The following is an 18,668-nucleotide window of genomic DNA, read 5'->3' on the forward strand; positions in this document are numbered from 1 at the left end:
GCACGGCGGGACGGTGAGCCGGGACACGCCCGCACGGCGCGCGCGGGATACCCTCGATCACGTGACCGCACGGCTGCCGGTGTTCCCGCTGGGGACGGTCCTGTTCCCCGGGTTGGTCCTCCCGCTGCACATCTTCGAGGAGCGCTACCGGGCGCTGGTGCGCCACCTGGTCGGCCTGCCGGAGGGCGCGACCCGGGAGTTCGGGGTGGTGGCGATCCGGGCCGGCTGGGAGGTCGCCCCCGCCGGGTCGCCGGGCCGGCCGGCGCTCGACGGCGAGGTGACCCTGCACGAGGTGGGCTGCACCGCCGAGCTGCGGCAGGTCACCGAGCTGGCCGACGGCGGGTTCGACATCGTGACCGTGGGGCGGCGGCGGTTCCGGATCGCCGACGTGGACTCCGACGCCGCGCCCTACCTGACCGCCGCGGTGGAATGGCTGCCCGAGCCGGCCGGTCCGGACGAGGGCGCCGGCCTGCTGGCCGCCCGGGTGATCTCGGTGTTCCGGCAGTACCTCGGCCTGGTCCGGCCCGACCCGCAGGAGATCTCCGAGCAGCTGCCGGAGGACCCGACCGTGCTCTCGCACCTGGTCGCCGCGACCGCGGCGCTGACCGTCGACGACCGGCAGCGGCTGCTCGCCATCGACGACACCGCCGCCCGGCTCCGCGCCGAGCTGCGGCTGCTGCACCGGGAGACGGCGCTGCTGCGCCACGTGCGGGCGGTGCCGGTACCGCTCAGTGAGCTGGCCGGTCCTCCGGCCCCGAACTGATCCCGGGCCACCCCGCGGCCGGGTCCGGGCCGGGCGGCGGCCAGCCGGCCGCCGGGTCCGGACCGGGGGGTGGCCAGCCGGCCGCCGGGTCCGGGTCGGGGGGTGGCCAGCCGGCCGCCGGCTCCGGCCGCAGCGACGGCCACCGCGACCAGCCGGCCAGCAGGGTGTACATCACGGCCGCGCCGAACGCGGCCAGCAGCAGGTCGCCGTGCGGCACGGGAAGCAGCCCGAAATACCAGTCCACGCCGCCGGCGCGCAGGTCGGCCGGCTTGGTGAAGTCCGTCCCGGCCGGCGCGCCGGCCAGCAGCCGCTGGTAGGTGCCGAGCCCGATCCGGCGGCCGGCCTGCCAGGCCAGTACGGCCGCGCCGAGCCCGCCCAGCACCCCGGCGAACAGGCCGACCGGGCCGCGCCGGCGGCGCAGCAGGATCCAGAGCGCGATCGCGACGAGCACCCCGAAGCCGAGGCCGAGCAGGCTGAACCAGCCGTCGGCGGCGATCGGCTGCTCGGGCTGGCTGGTGGCATAGACCGCGCCCTCGGCGGTCTTGCGTACCGGGGTGTCCGGCGCGACGGCCGCCCAGAGCAGCCCCAGCGGCGCCCCGAGCACGCTCACCAGCAGCGCGGCCACGACGGTGGTGGCGACCGCCCGCAGCCGGCCGGTCCGGCGGGTGGCGGTCGGCGCCCCGGGCACCAGGCCGGCGACCCCGGGATGGCCGGCGAGCGGATCGGCACCGGGCGCGGTCACCGGGGTGCCGGCGGCCACCGGCAGGCCGGCCGGCCAGCCGGGCAGCTCGGCCGACGCGGACCCGGGCCGCTCGGCCGCCGGGCCGTGCCCCGGCGACAGCTCGGGCCGCGCGGCGGCACCGGGCGCCGCGGCACGGTCGGTCTCGCCCGGCGCGCCGACACGGGCAGCGGCGTCGGCCCCGCCGGCACGGTCAGCGGCACCCGGCGCAGCGGGTCCCGGCGCAGCGGCACGGTCAGTCCCGCCCGGCGCGGCGGCACGGTCAGCGGCACCCGGCGCGGCACGATCGACGGCGTCGGTCCCGCCGGCTCGGTCACCGGCGCCCGGCGCAGCGGGTCCCGGCGCGGCGGCACGGTCAGCCACGCCCGGCGCGGCACGGTCGACGGCGTCGGTCCCGCCGGCTCGGTCAGTCTCGCCCGGCGCGGCGGCACGATCAGCGGCACCGGGTCCGCCGGTACGGTCGGCGGCCCGCTCGGGATCAGGGGTGTCCGGACTCACCCGGTGATCCTCTCAGGCGAGCGCCCGCCTCGGGGCCGCGGTGGCGGCGTCGGCGCGGACGGTGGCGTCCCGGGCGGGGCGCGGCGCGGGTTGCGGCAGGTCGTGGCTTCGGGCGGGACGGATACCCCGATTTGCCGCAAGCGGAGTTGATCACGCCGGCCCCCCCCCCCCGGCGGCGGCGGGCGGCGGGCGGCCACAGCGGGGTCAGCGGGTCAGCGGGGTCAGCGGGGTCAGCGGGTGAAGGGTTCCAGCATCACGGCGGCCGCCTTCAGCCACGCCTCCCGGGTCTCCGCCTGGAGCTGGTGGTACTCGATCGAGGAGCCGGTCTCCAACGCCGGGTCGTACGGCACCACGGCGACGGCCCGGGTCCGGGTGGCGAAGTGCCGCTCCAGGTCGTCCTGGAGCGGGCTGCGCCCCGGCGTCGGGCAGGAGATCAGGGTGACCGCGTTGTCGGCCAGCTCACCCATGCCCACCTCGTGCAGCAGGTCGAGCATCCAGTCCGCGCTGAACGCGGCGTCCTCGCGCGGCACGGTGGTCACCACGAGCTGGTCGGCGGCCTGCATGACGGTACGCCAGTTGGCGCTCTCCACGTTGTTGCCGGTGTCCACGCAGACCACCTCGTGGGTACGCCGCAGCAACTCCAGCACCCGCTTGACGGTGAACTGGTCCAGCCGCTGGGCGAAGCGCGGGCTCTCCTCGCCGGCGAGCACGTCGTAGGAGCCGTCGGAGGCGTGCCGCAGGTAGTCGTCGAGGTGGGACAGCAGCGTGTTGCCCTCGAGGATCTCGATCTGGGCGAGATCCTGGACCAGGTGCCGGATGGTGCGGGCGTGCCGGGCGCTGCCGGCGCGCAGCCCGAGGGTGCCGCGCAGCTCGTTGTCGTCCCAGGCGAGCACGCCCCGCCCGCGCACGCTGCCGACGGTGGCCGCGCCGAGCACGGTGGCGGTGGTCTTGTGTACGCCGCCCTTGGGGTTGGCGAAGGCGAGCACCCGGGGGGCGCCCAGCTCGCGGCGGAGCACGCCGGTGGCCCGCTCCAGCTCGGCGTCCGGTTCGGGGGCGCGCCACTCGACCCGGGCCGCGGCCGGGTAGCCCGGGGTGGGGGTGGCCGGCTCCGGATAGGACGGTTCGGCCGGCCGGTAGCGGCCGCGCTCCAGCAGCGCGTACCGGGACTCGACCGGGGGCGGCGGCTCGGGCCGGTAGCCGCCGTCGTCGAGCAGCGAGTAGCGGGACTCGACCGGGGCGGTGGCCCGACCGCGCGGCTCCGGCGGCGCCGGCTCGGCCCGGTACGCCGGCTCGGCCCGCCAGGTCGGTTCGGGGCGGTGTTCCGGTTCCGGGCGGTAGGCCGGCTCGGCCCGGTAGGCCGGTTCCCCGGCGTACCCGGGTTCGACCCGGTAGGCCGGCTCGACCCGGTAGCTGGCCTCGACCCGGTACGCCGGCTCGGCGTCGTACGGCAGCTCGCCGGGCGGGGCGGCCGACGCCCGGCCGGTCCAGCCGCTGCCGGCGGGCCGCCGGGGCAGCGGCGCGGTGGGTGGGCCTGGTGGGGCCTCGTCGGGGTGCCGCTCGGCGTCGCTGTGCTCCGCGCCGCGGCCGCCGAGCCGGGCCCGGTCCAACAGCGCCCGCCACCGCGGTGCCGGCTCAGTTTGCCGACCCCAGCCGGTCTCGCTGCCGTCCAAGGCTCCGTCCTCCCCCAGCCCATCGATCTACGCCTGACAGGCTACGAACGAAACCCTATTCGGACCACACCCCTATCCGCACATCCCCCGGGGGGTCTGCGCACCGGCGACCCGGGTGGCCGGCCCCGAGCAGGCATGTCTCAGGAGGTGGGAGCCGGATTCGGCCGGTCGCGGCCGGTCGACGCCGCGCCGGGGGTGCGTGAGAATCCGCTCACCGTCGGTGCGGCTTCCGACGAATCGCCCACTGCCGGGGCGGCCAGCCCGGTGTCGACCGGGGGCCGGGCCACGTCCCGCTGCTCGGGCAGCGGCGGGGTGAACACCGCGCGGTCCAGCCGGGTCACCTCGGGCGCCGGGTCGACCGCCCGTACGCCGGGCCGGCCGGTGAGGGCCCGCAGCGCGTCCGGGGCGGCCCGCACCACGGCCGCGTACACGCAGGCGCAGCCGGCCCGGTAGGCGGCCGCCTCGCGGGCCGCGACCGCGGCGCCGGTCGCGTACACCCGGCCCGCCTCGGGATCGGCGGAGGCCGCCGGGGCGGCGGCGCGGGCCCGGTAGTCGGCGGCCTCCCGGTCCTTGCGGGTGGCCACCTCGGCCATCCCGGCGACCACGTCGTCGGGCAGCCGCAGGGCGGCGATCCGGACGATCTCGGTCTGCCGGCCGGCCAGCGGCACCCGGGCCAGCACCGCGGCGACCGGGGTGTCGCCGAGCGCGGCGGCCGCCCGGGCGGGTGTCAGGTACGTGCCGAACGAGACCAGGGCGTAGTCGCCCGGTCCGGGGGTGGCCGGGGCGGCGAGCCCGGTCAGCTCGGCCGCCGCGGCCCGCAGGTAGTCCGGGACCGAGCCGCCGTCGGCCACGCCGACCCGGGTCACCTCGCCCACGGTGCGGTCGCCGCTCGGCGCGTCCCGCCGCTGCGCGACCGCGACCAGCAGCACGGCGAACGCGCAGGCCAGCGCGATCCAGGTGAGCGCGGCGGGGCGCCGGGGCGGGCGCGCCGGCGGCTCGGGGGGCGGCGGGTTGCGGGTCATCGGCCGGGCCGGTCAGTCGCGCAGGATCTCCAGCGCCCGGGCCAGGTCGTCCGGGTACTCGCTGACGAAGGTGACCTCCTCGCCGGTGCGCGGGTGCACGAAGCTCAGCGAGCGGGCGTGCAGCCACTGCCGGGCCAGCCCGAGCCGGGCCGAGAGGGTCGGGTCGGCGCCGTAGGTCAGGTCGCCCACGCAGGGGTGCCGCAGCGTGGAGAAGTGCACCCGGATCTGATGGGTCCGGCCGGTCTCCAGCCGTACGTCGAGCAGGCTGGCCGACGGGAACGCCTCGATGGTGTCGTAGTGGGTGATGCTCGGCTTGCCGCCGGAGACCACCGCCCAGCGGTAGTCGTGGTGCGGGTGCCGGTCGATCGGCGCGTCGATGGTGCCGCGCAGCGGGTCCGGGTGGCCCTGCACCACGGCGTGGTAGCGCTTCTCCACCTCGCGGTACTTGAAGGCGCGCTTCAACGCGGTGTACGCCTGCTCGCTCTTGGCCACCGCCATGATCCCGGTGGTGCCCACGTCGAGCCGGTGCACCACGCCCTGCCGTTCGGCGGCCCCGCTGGTGGAGATCCGGTGGCCGATCCCGGCCAGCCCGCCGATCACCGTGGGGCCGGTCCAGCCGGGGCTGGGGTGGGCGGCCACCCCGACCGGCTTGTCCACCACCACGATGTCGTCGTCGGCGTAGACCACGGTCAGCCCCGGCACGGCCTGCGGCACCACGGTCGGCGGGGCGGCCGGCGCGGGCAGCGTCACCTCCAGCCAGGAGCCCGCCTTGACCTTGTGCGAGTTGGGCCGGGCGACCCCGTCGACCAGCGCGTCCCCGGCGTCGACCAGGCCGGCCGCGGCGGTGCGGGAGAGCCCGAAGAGCCGGGACACGGCCTGGTCCAGGCGCAGCCCGTCGAGACCGTCGGGCACGGGCAGGGAGCGGTGGTCGCCGCCGGCGGCGAAGGCGGCGGTCACGCGGCCTCCCGCCGGTCGGCCGGCGCGTCGCCGGCCGGCTGCTCGGCGGCGGCCCGGGAGCCGTCCCGCTGCCGGCCGGTCAGCTCCAGGAAGATCGCCAGCAGCACGCCGCAGACCAGCGAGCTGTCGGCCAGGTTGAACACCGGCCAGACCTGCCCGTACGGGTCGAAGAGGCTGACCATGTCGACCACGTGGCCGACGAAGTGGCCGGGCGCGCGGAAGATCCGGTCGGTCAGGTTGCCCAGGGCGCCGCCGAGCACCAGCCCGAGCGAGACGGCCCACGGCAGCGACCGCAGGCGCAGCGCCATCCAGGCGATCCAGCCGACCACGCCGATGGTGATCAGCGGGAACACCCAGGTGTGGTCGGAGCCGATGCTCCACGCCGCACCGCTGTTGCGGGTCAGGGTGAGATAGACCGCGCCGCCGAGCAGGGACAGCGGACCCCGGCCGCTGAGCGTGTTGAGGGCGAGCTGCTTGGTGGCCAGGTCGGCGAGGAGCGCGACCACGGCGACGCCGAGAAGGATCCCGACCGCCTTACGGCGGGGGGTACGGCCACCCGATTCCACGGTGCCGGACCCGGCGGGCGGTGCTGCGGTCATCTGCTCCCCATCGACGCTCTCCGACGGTGGGCCTCACCGTCTGCCGTACGGCCGCCGGGGAGCGGACGTCAGCGCCGCTCCTCCAGCTGCTTGCAGGTCACGCAGAGGGTGGCCGACGGGAACGCGGCGAGCCGCTCCACCGGAATCGGGTTGCCGCACCGCTCGCACCAGCCGTACCCGCCCTCGTCGAGTCGCTCGAGGGCGCGCTCGACCTGCGTGATCCGCTCCTTGATGCTGTTCGCGAGAGAGATCTCCTGCTCCCGCTCGAACGTCTTGGTGCCGGTGTCGGCCTGGTCGTCCCCGGCCGAGTCGGTCAGCCGATCGCGCTGCAGCTCGGTGATCTCGCTCAGCGTCTGATCGTACTCGGCATTCAGCTCGTCCCGCCGTGCCGCCAGGGCGGCCCGGATCTTCTCGGTCTCCGCCGCGCTGCGGGTGGCCTTCGCCACCGGCTTTCGGCCGGCGGTCTTGGTGTCGGCTGGCTTCGCCATCGTCAGCTCCCTCGGCCGCATGCCGCGGCGGTCGGCGGTGCCCGGGCAGGGGTCACCTGCCGGGGCGGTCCCCATGTACGGAACGGGCGCACGGCATGGACGGCCGTGCACTCCGGAGGGTGGCAAGAATACGGAACGTACAGGCGTCCGACAACGTGCCGCACCGTCGCACCGTTTTTCAGCCCCGAACAGCCACCAATTGGGGCAAAAGGAACGCTAGCAGATCAGGCGTCCTGATCCTCGCCGTACTCGCCAAACCAGCGGGCCAACCGACCCCGGCGGCTCACCGCGCGCAACCGCCGCTCCGCCTCGTCGCGCACCTCGGCGGTGGCCACGATGAGCAGGCTGTCCCCCACCTTCAGCCGGGTGTCGAGGCCGGGCACGAAGCCGGTGCCGTCGCGCAGCACCAGGGTCACCGAGGCGCCCACCGGCAGCCGCAGCTCGTCCACGTGCACACCGCCCAGCCGGGAGCCCGGCGGCACCTCGACCTGGAGCAGGTCGGCGCGCATCCGCTCCAGCGGCGCGGTGTCGACCCGGATCTCGGCGGCTTCGGCGGGCGCGGTCACCCGGAGCCGGCGGGCCGCCGGGGCGAGCGTCCCGGCCTGCAGCAGCGTGAAGATCACCACCAGCACGAAGACCGCGTCGAAGAGCCGGTCCGCGCCCGGCACCCGCAACGAGAGCGGGATGGTGGCCAGCACGATCGGCACCGCCCCGCGCAGCCCCGCCCAGGAGAGGAAGAGCTGCTCGCGCAGCCCGAACCGGAACGGCAGCGCGGAGACCATGACCGACAGCGGGCGGGCCAGCAGCAGCAGGGCCAGCCCGGTCACCACGGCCGGCAGCAGGGCGGCGTCCAGCCGGCTCGGCGACACCAGCAGGCCCAGCAGCACGAAGAGCCCGATCTGGGCCAACCAGGCCAGCCCGTCGGCGAAGCCGAGGATGGCCTGCCGGTGCGGGAGCCGGGCGTTGCCGAGCAGCACCCCGGCGACGTAGACGGCGAGGAAGCCGGAGGCGTGCAGCACCGAGCCGGCCGCGTACGCCAGCACCGTGAAGCCGACCACCGCGATCGGGTAGAGCCCGGCCGAGGGCAGCGCGGCGCGGCGCAGCGCGTACCGGCCGGTGATGCCGGCGGCCACCCCGACGGCTGCCCCGACGCCAAGCTCGTAACTGACCAGGGCGACCTCGTACCACCACGGGTGGGCGGTGACGTCCCGGGACAGCAGCAGCACCAGGATCACCACCGGGGCGTCGTTGATGCCCGACTCGGCCTCCAGGGTGGCCACCAGCCGTGGTGGCAGCCGCAGCCGGCGCAGGGTGGCGAAGACCGCCGCCGCGTCGGTGGAGGAGAGCACCGCGCCGTAGAGCAGCGCCAGCCGCCAGTCGAGGCCGAGCAGCAGGTGCACCACCACCCCGACCACCACGATGCTGACCACCACGCCGACGGTGGAGAGCGCGGCCGCCATGCCGAGCACCGGGCGCAGCGTGCTCCACCGGGCGCTCAACCCGCCCTCGGCGATGATCACGATCAGCGCGCAGAAGCCGAGCACCCGGGTCAGTTCGACGTCGTCGAAGCGGATGCCCAGCCCGCCTTCGCCGATGGCCACCCCGAGCGCCAGGTAGACCAGGAGACTCGGCACGCCGAGGCGGGTGGAGAAGCGCACCGCGCCCACGGCCACGAGCAGCACGGCCGCGCCGACCAGCAGCGCGACGTCGAGCCCGGCCGTCATCGGTTACCGGCCCGCGCGGACCTCACTCGGCCGATCCGTCGCGCAGCCGGCGCAGCGCCTCGGGCGCCCCGGGCGCCGCCGGCTCGACCAGGAAGAGTTTGTCGCGGCTGGCCGCGCCGGCGCGCAGCGAGACCGCCGCCGGCCGGACGCCCAGGGCGTCGGCCAGCGCCCGGCGGGCCGCCTCGGTGGCCCGCCCGTCCACCGCGGGCGCGTGCACGGCGATCACCAGGGCCGGCCCGTGTGGACCGTCGAAGCGGCCACCGACCCGGGCCCGGGATGCGCCGGGCTTCACCCGGACGGCGACGGTGAGCGGCTCCCCGGTCACCAGGACCGGTCCCGCGGCGGGTCGGGCAGCAGCGCGGTGGCCGGCGCGCAGTCGGCACACGGGGTGAAGCCGAGCTGCACCGCCTCGCCGACCGGCAACGGCTCGTCGTCGCGGCCGATCAGGTGCGGGCAGTCGGGCAGGTGGAACCGCGGGTGGCCGTCGACCACCTGGACGTCGGCGAAGACCTCGGCCAGGCGTTCGGCCTGTGCCGGCGAGAGCGGCTGCGCGGGTGGCTCGCCGTCGAACCCGCCCCCGGCGGCCGGCGAGGTGGGCGCCGGGGCGTCCGACGCCGGGCCGGCGTCGTCGAGGACCGACTCGCGCGGGGAGTACGCCGACTCCGGCGCCTCGGGTGGTTGCCGCCACCCCGACGTGCCGGTGCCGACCGTCGACGGCATGTGCTGGACCGGGATCTCCGGCTCCCCCGGCGGAGGGCCGTACCCGGAGTCGCCGGGACCGGTGCGCTCGGCCGGCCGGCCGGACCGGCCGGTCGTGGCCCGGGTGGCGGCCGCCTGGCGGGCAACCGCGACGAGGGCCACAGCGGCCAGCACGCTGGCCGCGATGGAGGTGATCAGCAGCGGGCTGGAGCCACCGGCCAGCCCGGCCACCAGGAGCACGACCGCCACGACGATGAGCAGGATGCTGGCGACTATCACGGCCCACCCCTCGCCGCCTCGTGTCGGTCTGCGCCGTGCCGGCGGCCGCCCGGGGGCGGCCGCCGACGGGCGGGATCAGCGGCCGGACTCGAGCGAGCCGGCGCGACCGCCGCCGCCGTAGGAGCCGGCGAGGCCGGCGGCGGCGAGGCCGTTGCTGCCACCGGCGGCACGGTTGCCCTCGCGGTTCATCTCGACCTCGAGGCCCTGGCCGCGACCGTCGAGGTCACGCAGCTGGCTCTCCAGGTACGCCTTGAGCCGGGTGCGGTACTCGCGCTCGAACTGCTTGAGCTCCTCGATGTGCTTCTGCAGCGCGGTGCGCTTGGCGTCCAGGCCGCCCATCGCCTCCTGGTGCCGCTGGCGGGCGTCCCGCTCGAGGGCGTCGGCCTTGGCGCGGGCCTCCCGGGTGACCTCCTCGGCCTTGGAACGGGCCTCGGAGAGGAGCTGGTCGGCCTCGCGGCGGGCGTCGGACACGTGGTCGTCGGCGGTGCGCTGGGCCATCATGAGCACCCGCAGCGCCTGCTGCTCGCCGTCGGTGCCGGCGGCCGGGACGCCCTGGGTGCGGACCTGCTCCAGCTCGGCCTGCATCGCGCGGGCCGCCTGCTCGGCGGCCGCCTTGTCGCGCTGCACCCGGTCGAGCTGGGCCTTGACGTCGTTGAGCTCCGCCGCGAGCCGGGCGTCGCCGCCGGGGCCGGCGGGCGCGCCACCCCGACCGCCACGCTCCACCTGGGCGCGCAGCTCGTTGTTCTCCTCGATGAGACGGGCGAGCTCGCGCTCGACCTCGTCCAGGAAAGCGTCGACCTCCTCCTCGTCATAGCCCCGCTTGCCGATCGGTGGCTTTTTGAAGGCGACGTTGTGGACGTCGGCCGGGGTCAGCGGCATCGAAACTCCTCGGGTCAGTTGCGGCCGCGAAAGCAGCCTGATCAGGCAAACGCCTGGATCAGCTGCCCTAACACGAACTCCATCAGCACGAACAGGATAACCAGGAGCACAAGAGAGGCCAGGTCGATGCTCACGCTACCAATTCGCAGTGGTGGAATCACACGCCTCAACGCGCGCAGGGGCGGATCAGTGACGCTCCACACCACTTCCAATCCGGCCGATGCTCCGCGCCCGGGTTGCCAGCGCCGTCCGTAGGCCAGGACGGCGCTGAGGACAAATCGGGCCAACAGCACAAGCAGGAACAGGTAGAGGACCAGGTAGAGCACCTGGAACAGGATCGACAACACGGCAGGCGACGCCCCTCGGTCGTGCGGGCTAGCTCAGGCTGAAAAAGCCGCCCTCAGCGATCTTGGCCTTGTCCTCCGCGGTGACCTGGACATTGGCCGGTGAGAGCAGGAACACCCGGTTGGTCACGCGCTCGATCGTACCGCGCAGCCCGAACGCGAGTCCGGCGGCGAAGTCCACCAGCCGGCGCGCGTCCGCCTCATCCATCTCGGTGAGGTTGATGATCACCGGCACGCCGTCCCGGAAGTGCTCACCGATGGTGCGCGCCTCCCGGTACGTGGTCGGGTGCAGCGTGGTGATCTGGTAGCGCTGCTCGTCCTCCGGCGCGGCGACCCGCTCCCGCGGCTGCACCTGCGGCGCCAGGGCCAGGTTGTCCCGGGTGTGGTACGTCAGCGCGCCGGACGACTCCCCACCACCCGACCGGGTGATCGACCGCACGCTGGAGCGCTCGGTCCGCTCCGGACGGTCGTGGTCGGCCCGCTCGGTGTCGACGGCGCGGCTCGAGGCGCGCTCGCTCAGCCGGCCCCGGTCACCCGCCCGGCCACGGGTCGCCGGCGGCTCCTCGGACTCCTCGTCCTCGTCGTCGGCGAACTCCTCCGCGTACCGGCTGGACCGGTAGCGCGACTCGCGGTAGCCGCCCTTGTCGTAGGCAGCGTCGTCGTACGCCCGCTCGTCATCCTCCTCGACGAGTCCGAGCCAGACCCCCGCCTTGCGCAGTGCACCCATCCCCGCGCCCTTCCGTCCGCCGTGCGGCACGCGCCCCCGTGCCGTGTCGCTTTGATCACGAGTGGACAACGCAATGCCCACCGGACCGGATCGGCAATCCCCCGACGGGCGGTTTCGCGGTCCGCCCGCCACGGCCCCCGGCTACGGGAAACGCCGTCCTGAACAACACTGATGTAATTTGCTTCTTTCGCGGTCAGGCTACCGCAGCGTGGGGCGCATTCCGAGCAACGCGCTGCCGACGCGGACATGTGTCGCGCCGTACCCGATCGCGCTTTCCAGATCCCCACTCATCCCGGCCGACAACACGGTCGCGCCCGGATGCCCGGCCCGGAACCGCTCCGCCACCTCGGCCAGCCGGGCGAAGGCCCGCTCCGGCTCCCAGCCCAACGGCGCCACCGCCATCAGGCCGGCCAGCCGCAGCCCGGCCGAGCCCGCCACCGCCTCGGCCACCGGATCCAGCCCGCGGTCCGGATCCCCGGCGCCGGGCAGTGCCCCGCCCCGCGCCGGGTCGCCGTCGATGCTCACCTGCACCAGCACGTCCAGCGGCCGGTCCCGGACGGCCGCCGCGGCGGCGTCCAGGGCGGCGGCCAGCCGGACGCTGCCCACCGACTGGACCACGTCGGCGTACCGGACCACCGAGCGGGCCTTGTTGCGCTGCAACTGCCCGATGAAGTGCCAGCGCGGCGTGGCCCCGGCCGCCGCCGCCTCGGCCGCCTTCGGGGCGGCCTCCTGGTCCCGGTTCTCCCCCACGTCGGTCACCCCGAGCCTGGTGAGCGCCACCACGTCGCCGGCCGGATACGTCTTGGTCACCGCGATCAGGGTGACCTCGCCCCGGTCCCGGCCGGCGGCCGCGCAGGCGTCCGCGATCCGGGCCCGGACCTGGGCCAGCCCGGCCGCGAGCTCGGCGCGCCGGTCCGGTCGCACCGCGCCTGGTGTGTCGGTCATCGGCGCCGCTCAGGAACCGTTCTTGAGGAAGTCGGGCACGTCGACGTCGTCGAAGAGCACCCGCCGCGGCGACTGCTGCGGCGCCGGCATGGTGGTCGGCGGGCTGACCGGCGTGCTCGGCTGGGCCGGCTGGTTCTGGTTGGTCTTGCGGGCCGGCTCCACCGCCTTGTACGCGGGCGCGCCCCCGTCGAAACCGGCGGCGATCACGGTGACCCGCACCTCGTCGCCGAGCGCGTCGTCGATGACCGCGCCGAAGATGATGTTGGCGTCCGGGTGGGCCGCGTCGGTGACCAGCTGCGCGGCGTCGTTGATCTCGAACAGGCCCAGGTCGGAGCCGCCGGCGATGGAGAGCAGCACGCCGCGCGCGCCGTCCATGCTCTGCTCCAGCAGCGGGCTGGAGATGGCCGCCTGGGCCGCCTCCACCGCCCGGTTCTCGCCGCGGGCGCTGCCGATGCCCATGAGCGCGCTGCCCGCGCCGCTCATCACGCTCTTGACGTCGGCGAAGTCCAGGTTGATCAGACCCGGGGTGGTGATCAGGTCGGTGATGCCCTGGACACCGGAGAGGAGCACCTGGTCGGCGGTCCGGAAGGCGTCCATCATGGAGATGTTGCGGTCACCGAGGGCGAGCAGCCGGTCGTTCGGGATCACGATGAGCGTGTCGCACTGGTTGCGCAGCTCCTCGATGCCGGCCTCGGCCTGCACCTGGCGCCGCTTGCCCTCGAACGAGAACGGCCGGGTGACCACGCCGATGGTGAGCGCGCCGAGCTTGCGGGCGATGTTCGCCACCACCGGCGCGCCGCCGGTGCCGGTGCCGCCGCCCTCGCCGCAGGTCACGAAGACCATGTCGGCGCCCTTGAGCACCTCCTCGATCTCGTCGCGGTGGTCCTCGGCGGCGTTCTTGCCGACGTCCGGGTTCGCGCCCGCGCCCAGCCCTCGGGTCAGCTCCCGGCCGACGTCGAGCTTGACGTCGGCGTCGCTCATCAGCAGCGCCTGCGCGTCGGTGTTGATCGCGATGAACTCGACGCCCTTGAGCCCAACCTCGATCATCCGGTTGACGGCGTTGACGCCGCCGCCCCCGATGCCGACGACCTTGATGACCGCCAGGTAGTTGTGCGGAGGTGTCATCTCCGGTCCTTTCCCTTCGAGATTGGCATGGGCCGACCCCACACGGCTTGGCCGGACCAGCGGCGGAGCACTTCCCTGCGGGTCTGAAACCCTCACCCTCTACTAGAGGCTTAGAGTTATGTCAACCACTGATCTCTTCGGGGCAACGTATGCGCCACCGCCCGATGAGCCAAGGACCTCTCCGGCGTGTCGCCGGCCGGAGCGGGCCGGCTCACGTTCCGGGCCGCCGGCTCACTGGTAGGTGACCACGTCCGGCGCGCTGACGTCGATCGTGTCGACCTTCCGACCGAGCAGGGCGGTGGCCACAGTGGACTTGTCCGCGCCCCGGGTCGCGTCGCCCCAGAACACCGTCCGGTCACCGCGCAGCCGCAGGGTGATCCGGGCCAGCCCGGCCACGTCCACCGAGACCAGCTCGGCGCGCAGCTTCGGGCTGAGCGCGGCGAGCACCGCCAGCCCGGCCCGGGTGCCCGGGTCGTCCGGCGCCGGCGCGCCGACCCGGATCACCGGCAGCCCGGCGGGGGCCCGGGGCAGATCCTGGAAGACCACCCCGGCGCGGTCCAGCACGACGAACCGCTCGCCCTTCGGCACCACCGCCACCGGGGTCCGCTCCACCACCCGGATGACCAGCGTGCCCGGCCAGTCCCGCTGCACCGTGACCCGCTCCACCGGGGCGAGGGCCCGGACCCGGCGGGCGGTCGCGGACAGGTCCACCCGGGCCAGCGGCGCGGCGTCGGGCACCGCCGCGGCGTCGCGTACCTCGACCGGGGTGACCAGGTGCGCGCCGACCACCCGCACCTCGCGGACCCCGAACAGGCCGGTGCCGAGGACGGTCCAGGCGACCAGCCCGGCCAGCGCGAGCACACCCGCGGCCACCGCCCAGGGCAGCGCCGCCCGCATCCGGCGGCGCCGGGCCCGGGCCATGAACCGCCGGGTCGACGGGGGTACGGCGTCCGCGCCGGCCCGGACCAGCTGCCACTGCCGGACCGGGTTGCGCCGGCCGCCCCCGCCCTCCTGGCCGGGGGTCCGGCCGCGGGCCGGGCCGGGGCTCATCCGGCCGTGGCGGCCGCGCCGTCCGGGTCGACGCCGGTGCCGAGCGCCGCGCCCCCCGCGGCGCCGGTGCGGGCCAGCAGGGCGTCGAGGAGCTGGTCGCCCATCAGCGAGATCGGCGGCGCGCCCATGGTGACCACCACGTCGCCGGTACGGGCCCGGCGGGCCACCTCGGCCGGCACGTCGTCCCACGCCTCGACGAAGACCTTCCGGTCGGCCGGCAGCGGCACCGCCTCGACCAGCGCGGCCGCGCCCTCCCCCGGCTGGCGCAGCTCGCCAGGGCCGAAGACCTCCAGCAGCACCAGCTCGTCGGCGATGGCCAGGGCCGCGGCGATCTCCGCCTGGAGGTCCCGGGTGCGGTAGAGCCGGTACGGCTGGAAGACCACGATCAGCCGGCCCTCGCCGGCCACCTCGCGCAGCGTCTGCAGCGCCAGGGTCATCGAGGTCGGGTGGTACGCGTACTCGTCGTAGACCAGCACGCCGTCGGCCACGCCCTTGCGCTCGAAACGCCGGCGCACCCCGGGGAACGCGCCGAGCGCCGCCTCGGCCGCCTCGACCGGCAGCCCGAGCAGGTACGCGGTGAGCACCGCCGAGGCGCTGTTCAGCCCCATGTGCCGGCCGGGCACCGGCAGCCGGATCTCGCCCAGCGGCCGGCCCTCGATCTCGGCCAGGTAGCGCACCCCGCGGGCGGAGGAGGCCATCCCGCTCAGCCGCAGGTCGGCGTCGGGCGCCTCGCCGTACGTCCAGACCCGGCGCCCCTCGGCCCGCAGCGTCTCGGCCAGCCGCCGGCCGCCCGGGTCGTCGGCGCAGGTGACGATGAACCCCTCCGGGTCGGTCAGCCGGGCGAACTCGGCGAAGGCCGCCTCCAGGTTGGCCAGGTCGCCGTAGGTGTTGAGGTGGTCCGCCTCGATGTTGGTGATGACCGACACGAACGGGCGGTAGATGAGGAAGGAGCGGTCGCTCTCGTCGGCCTCGACCACGAAGTACTCGCCGGTGCCGTGGTGCGCGCCCGAGCCGACCTCGGAGATCTCGCCACCGATCACGAAGGACGGATCGGTGCCGGCCTGCTGGAGCACCATGGTGACCATCGAGGTGGTGGTGGTCTTGCCGTGCGTGCCGGCGACCGCCACGGTCCGCCGGCCGGTCATCGCGGCGGCGAGCGCCTCGGAGCGGTGCAGCACCCGCAGCCCGCGCCGGCGCGCCTCGACCAGCTCCAGGTGGTCCTGCGGGATCGCCGAGGAGTAGACCACGGTGTCCACCCCGTCGAGGTTCGACGCCTCGTGGCGGGAGTGGATGGTCCCGCCGAGCGCCCGCAGGCCGGCCAGGGACGGCCACTCCCGCAGCTCGCTGCCGGAGACCGGCAGGCCCCGGGTGAGGAAGAGCCGGGCCAGGCCGCTCATGCCGACCCCGCCCACCCCGATCAGGTGGATCCGGCCCAGGTCCTCCGCGGTCATCGTGCCGGCGGGGGTGAACTGCGCGGTGTTCATCAGCGGTACCTTCCCGTCGCGGCGCCCGGCGTCATCGGGCCACCGCCTGGTAGACGAAGTTCAGCAGGGCGACGTCGCCGTCGCGCCGGCCGTACCCGGCCGCGGCGGCGCCCATCGCGGCGAGCCGCCGCGGGTCCCGGATCAGCGGGATGACCGTGCGCTCCAACCAGTCCGGGGTCACCTCGGCGTCGTCGACGAGCAACCCGCCGCCGGCCTCCACCACGGGCAGCGCGTTGCGCTTCTGCTCCTGGTTGCTGTGCGGGTAGGGCACGTAGATGGTGGGCAGCCCGATGGCCGCCACCTCGGCACAGGTCATCGCGCCGCCCCGGCCCAGCATCAGGTCGGCGGCCGCGTAGCCCAGCTCCATCTCGGACAGGTAGGGCAGGGTCACGTACGGCACCGGCAGGTCGGTGGGGACGGAGACCGGCTCGTTGCGGGCGCCGATGACGTGCAGCACCTGCACGCCGTTGCGGGCCAGCTCCTTGGCCGCCCCGGACACCGCCAGGTTGATCGAGCGGGCGCCCTGCGAGCCGCCGGCGACGAAGAGCACCGGCAGGTCGGGCCGGAGGCCGAAGTGGGCCCGGGCGGCGTCCCGCATGGCGGCCCGGTCCAGCCCGGCGATGCCCCGGCGCAGCGGCACCCCGACCACCTGGGCGTCGCGCAGAGACTCGGCCTGCGCCGGCTGGTGCGGGAAGCCCACCGCGACGTGCTTGGTGAACTTCATCCCGAGCCGGTTGGCCACCCCCGGCGGCACGTTCACCTCGTGGATGACGATCGGCAGCTCGCGCCGCCACGCGGCCAGGTAGCCGGGCACCGAGACGTACCCGCCGAAGCCGACCACGGCGTCGGCCTGCACCTCGTCGATCACCTTGCCCGCCGCGCGGGCCGCCTTCCACATCCGGTCCGGGGTGCGGACCAGGCTCATGTTGACCGACCGGGGCAGCTGGTAGGCGGGGATCTGGCGCAGGTCGTAGCCGGCCGGCGGGATCAGCTCGTTCTCCAGGCCCTTCGGGGTGCCCAGGCAGGTGATCCGCACGCTGGGGTCGTGTCGGCGCAGGCAGTCGGCGAAGGCCAGCAGCGGGTAGATGTGCCCACCCGTACCCCCTCCGCAGAGCACCACCGAACGCAGCGGACCCATCAGCGTCTCCTCTCGCTCGCCGTGCCGGCGCGGGCCCGGCCCGGCCGGGCGCCGCGGACCGCGGCCTGGTCGTCGGACCGCCGCGTCCGGGACCGGGGTACGGACCCACGGTCCGGCGGTGGCGACGCCGGGCGGCGACGCCGGCCGGGTAGCGGCGGCAACGGGGCCCACACTAGTCGGACCCAGCGCGCCGGGGGACGGGCATGCAGGGCTCGGGCCGCGTCCGGCTCGGCGCGGGCGAAGGAGGCGAGCATGCCGACCGCGGCCAGGGTCACCACCAGGGCGCTGCCGCCGTCGGAGATGAACGGCAGCGGCACGCCGGTCAGCGGCAGCAACCCGGTCACCCCGCCGATGTTGATTACCGCCTGGCCGACCAGCCAGGCGGTCACCCCGGCGGCGGCGAGCCGGCGGAACGGGTCCTCCACCCGCCGGGCGATCCGCAGCCCGGTGTACGCCAGCACGGCGAAGAGCACCAGCACCACGGCGCAGCCGACCACGCCCAGCTCCTCGGCGATGATCGCGAAGATGAAGTCGTTGTGCGCCTCCGGCAGCCAGCCGAACTTGAAGCTGCTCTTGCCCAGCCCGACCCCGAACCAGCCGCCGTGCTCGACCGCGTACCGGGCCTGGACGAGCTGGTAGCAGCCCTCGAGCTGCTCCTCGAAGCAGGTCTTCGGGTCGGGCGGGTCGAGGAAGGAGGTGAGCCGGGTCAGCCGGTAGTTGGTGTCGTCGCGCGCGCCGGACCCGGCGCCGAGGGAGGCGGCGGCGACCAGCAGGCCGACGCCGGCCAGGCCGACCGCGGTGAGGGTGGCGAACACCCGCATCCGCACCCCGGCCGCCCAGAGCATCCCGACCACCAGCGCCAGCAGGCAGAGCATGCTGCCCAGGTCGTTGTAGCCGACCAGCACGAAGAGCAGGCCGACCACCGGGAACAGCGGGGTGGCCAGCTCCTTCCACCAGCCGAGCGCGGCGCCCTTGCGGGCCAGCACGTGCGCGCCCCAGAGCACCAACGCGAACTTGGCCACCTCGACCGGCTGCACCGAGACCGGGCCCAGGTAGAGCCAGAGCAGTTCGGCCTTGAGCGGGCCGATCGCCTTCACCCGGAACAGCGACTCCAGCGCGACCAGCAGGTTGAGCACCAGCAGCAGCACCACGGCCACGCCCAGGAAGGGGCGGCTCACCGCCCGGAAGGTCCGGGCCGGCAGCCGCTGGCAGGCCCAGAACGCCACGATGCCGATCACCGCGAAGATCGTCTGCTTGACCAGCGAGGCGGACGCGTCGCCCTGGTCGGCGTAGTCCTTCACGCTGGTCGCCGAGAAGACCATGGTGAGGCCGATCAGCAGCAGCAGGCCGGCGCTGGAGAGCAGCAGGTAGTAGGAGGCCAGCGGCCGGGCCAGCAGGCCCTGCAACGCGGCCAGCCCGCCGGCCGCGTCGAAGCGCGCCGGCGGGGCCGGTGGCTCCGCCGGCCGGTCCTCCGCGGGTGGCCGCCGGGGCGGCGTGTCGGTCGTGCCGTCGGTGTCTCGTCCCTCCCCCACGTGCCC

Annotated in this window: 20 protein-coding genes; 2 read left to right on the forward strand and 18 right to left on the reverse strand. The window is 75.2% G+C overall.

From position 1 onward, the window contains the following. The first annotated feature begins 61 nt into the window (after positions 1 to 61). Positions 62 to 763, forward strand: coding sequence for an LON peptidase substrate-binding domain-containing protein (locus tag AB0I11_RS09385; protein WP_357316013.1), 702 nt, complete (start codon positions 62 to 64; stop codon positions 761 to 763). On the opposite strand, the gene AB0I11_RS09390 is transcribed toward AB0I11_RS09385, so the two are convergent. Next, a complete protein-coding gene (locus tag AB0I11_RS09390) occupies positions 729 to 1,604 on the reverse strand; it encodes a DUF2567 domain-containing protein (protein WP_357316568.1) in 876 nt (291 codons plus the stop codon). The two genes, AB0I11_RS09385 and AB0I11_RS09390, sit on opposite strands and share 35 nt — an antisense overlap. Between AB0I11_RS09390 and AB0I11_RS09395 the strand changes: the two genes are divergently transcribed. Next, a complete protein-coding gene (locus AB0I11_RS09395; protein ID WP_357316613.1) occupies positions 1,590 to 2,150 on the forward strand; it encodes a hypothetical protein in 561 nt (186 codons plus the stop codon). The genes AB0I11_RS09390 and AB0I11_RS09395 overlap by 15 nt on opposite strands. 80 nt (positions 2,151 to 2,230) lie before the next feature. Here the strand turns inward: AB0I11_RS09395 and AB0I11_RS09400 are convergent, their stop codons facing one another. From AB0I11_RS09400 to AB0I11_RS09480, 17 genes are all read right to left on the reverse strand, one after another. Then, positions 2,231 to 3,670, reverse strand: a complete 1,440-nt coding sequence (locus AB0I11_RS09400; protein WP_357316016.1) for an ATPase — start codon at positions 3,668 to 3,670, stop codon at positions 2,231 to 2,233. 140 nt (positions 3,671 to 3,810) lie between these two features. Beyond that, complete coding sequence (locus AB0I11_RS09405; RefSeq protein WP_357316019.1) at positions 3,811 to 4,692, reverse strand: hypothetical protein; 882 nt, start codon at positions 4,690 to 4,692, stop codon at positions 3,811 to 3,813. 12 nt (positions 4,693 to 4,704) lie between these two features. Next, a complete protein-coding gene (locus AB0I11_RS09410) occupies positions 4,705 to 5,649 on the reverse strand; it encodes an RluA family pseudouridine synthase (protein ID WP_357316025.1) in 945 nt (314 codons plus the stop codon). Further along, positions 5,646 to 6,248 carry a signal peptidase II gene (lspA, locus tag AB0I11_RS09415; RefSeq protein WP_357316028.1) on the reverse strand — a complete coding sequence of 201 codons (603 nt, stop codon included), beginning with the start codon at positions 6,246 to 6,248 and terminating at the stop codon, positions 5,646 to 5,648. The genes AB0I11_RS09410 and lspA overlap by 4 nt, the downstream gene beginning before the upstream one ends. A gap of 68 nt (positions 6,249 to 6,316) precedes the next feature. Further along, positions 6,317 to 6,736: a TraR/DksA C4-type zinc finger protein gene (locus AB0I11_RS09420; RefSeq protein ID WP_046569752.1), complete on the reverse strand. Its 420-nt coding sequence runs from the start codon at positions 6,734 to 6,736 to the stop codon at positions 6,317 to 6,319. A 224-nt stretch (positions 6,737 to 6,960) separates the two neighbouring features. Further along, complete coding sequence (locus AB0I11_RS09425; RefSeq protein WP_357316033.1) at positions 6,961 to 8,460, reverse strand: potassium/proton antiporter; 1,500 nt, start codon at positions 8,458 to 8,460, stop codon at positions 6,961 to 6,963. Between the two features lie 22 nt (positions 8,461 to 8,482). Next, entirely contained in the window at positions 8,483 to 8,785 is a 303-nt protein-coding gene (locus tag AB0I11_RS09430; protein WP_357316036.1) for a DUF167 domain-containing protein, read from the reverse strand. Then, positions 8,782 to 9,438: a hypothetical protein gene (locus AB0I11_RS09435; protein WP_357316039.1), complete on the reverse strand. Its 657-nt coding sequence runs from the start codon at positions 9,436 to 9,438 to the stop codon at positions 8,782 to 8,784. The genes AB0I11_RS09430 and AB0I11_RS09435 overlap by 4 nt, the downstream gene beginning before the upstream one ends. A 75-nt stretch (positions 9,439 to 9,513) precedes the next feature. Next, complete coding sequence (locus AB0I11_RS09440; RefSeq protein WP_357316041.1) at positions 9,514 to 10,317, reverse strand: DivIVA domain-containing protein; 804 nt, start codon at positions 10,315 to 10,317, stop codon at positions 9,514 to 9,516. Between the two features lie 41 nt (positions 10,318 to 10,358). Then, positions 10,359 to 10,664 (reverse strand): YggT family protein, encoded by a 306-nt coding sequence (locus AB0I11_RS09445; RefSeq protein ID WP_357316045.1) that lies wholly within the window; start codon positions 10,662 to 10,664, stop codon positions 10,359 to 10,361. A 28-nt stretch (positions 10,665 to 10,692) separates the two neighbouring features. After that, positions 10,693 to 11,388 carry a cell division protein SepF gene (gene sepF, locus AB0I11_RS09450; protein ID WP_357316048.1) on the reverse strand — a complete coding sequence of 232 codons (696 nt, stop codon included), beginning with the start codon at positions 11,386 to 11,388 and terminating at the stop codon, positions 10,693 to 10,695. Between the two features lie 198 nt (positions 11,389 to 11,586). Beyond that, positions 11,587 to 12,333 carry a YggS family pyridoxal phosphate-dependent enzyme gene (locus AB0I11_RS09455; RefSeq protein ID WP_357316052.1) on the reverse strand — a complete coding sequence of 249 codons (747 nt, stop codon included), beginning with the start codon at positions 12,331 to 12,333 and terminating at the stop codon, positions 11,587 to 11,589. A 9-nt stretch (positions 12,334 to 12,342) separates the two neighbouring features. Continuing rightward, positions 12,343 to 13,458: a cell division protein FtsZ gene (gene ftsZ / locus AB0I11_RS09460; RefSeq protein WP_357316055.1), complete on the reverse strand. Its 1,116-nt coding sequence runs from the start codon at positions 13,456 to 13,458 to the stop codon at positions 12,343 to 12,345. 231 nt (positions 13,459 to 13,689) lie between these two features. Continuing rightward, on the reverse strand, positions 13,690 to 14,508 hold the full coding sequence (locus tag AB0I11_RS09465) for an FtsQ-type POTRA domain-containing protein (RefSeq protein WP_357316058.1): 819 nt from the start codon (positions 14,506 to 14,508) through the stop codon (positions 13,690 to 13,692). Further along, complete coding sequence (gene murC, locus AB0I11_RS09470; protein ID WP_357316063.1) at positions 14,505 to 15,992, reverse strand: UDP-N-acetylmuramate--L-alanine ligase; 1,488 nt, start codon at positions 15,990 to 15,992, stop codon at positions 14,505 to 14,507. The genes AB0I11_RS09465 and murC overlap by 4 nt, the downstream gene beginning before the upstream one ends. 31 nt (positions 15,993 to 16,023) lie before the next feature. Then, positions 16,024 to 17,130, reverse strand: coding sequence for an undecaprenyldiphospho-muramoylpentapeptide beta-N-acetylglucosaminyltransferase (gene murG, locus AB0I11_RS09475; protein WP_357316066.1), 1,107 nt, complete (start codon positions 17,128 to 17,130; stop codon positions 16,024 to 16,026). Next, positions 17,130 to 18,545, reverse strand: a complete 1,416-nt coding sequence (locus AB0I11_RS09480; RefSeq protein WP_357316571.1) for a putative peptidoglycan glycosyltransferase FtsW — start codon at positions 18,543 to 18,545, stop codon at positions 17,130 to 17,132. The genes murG and AB0I11_RS09480 overlap by 1 nt, the downstream gene beginning before the upstream one ends. Between the last annotated feature and the right edge of the window lie 123 nt (positions 18,546 to 18,668).

The organism is Micromonospora sp. NPDC050495, from assembly GCF_040655175.1.
In the GTDB taxonomy this organism is placed as follows: Bacteria; Actinomycetota; Actinomycetes; order Mycobacteriales; family Micromonosporaceae; genus Micromonospora.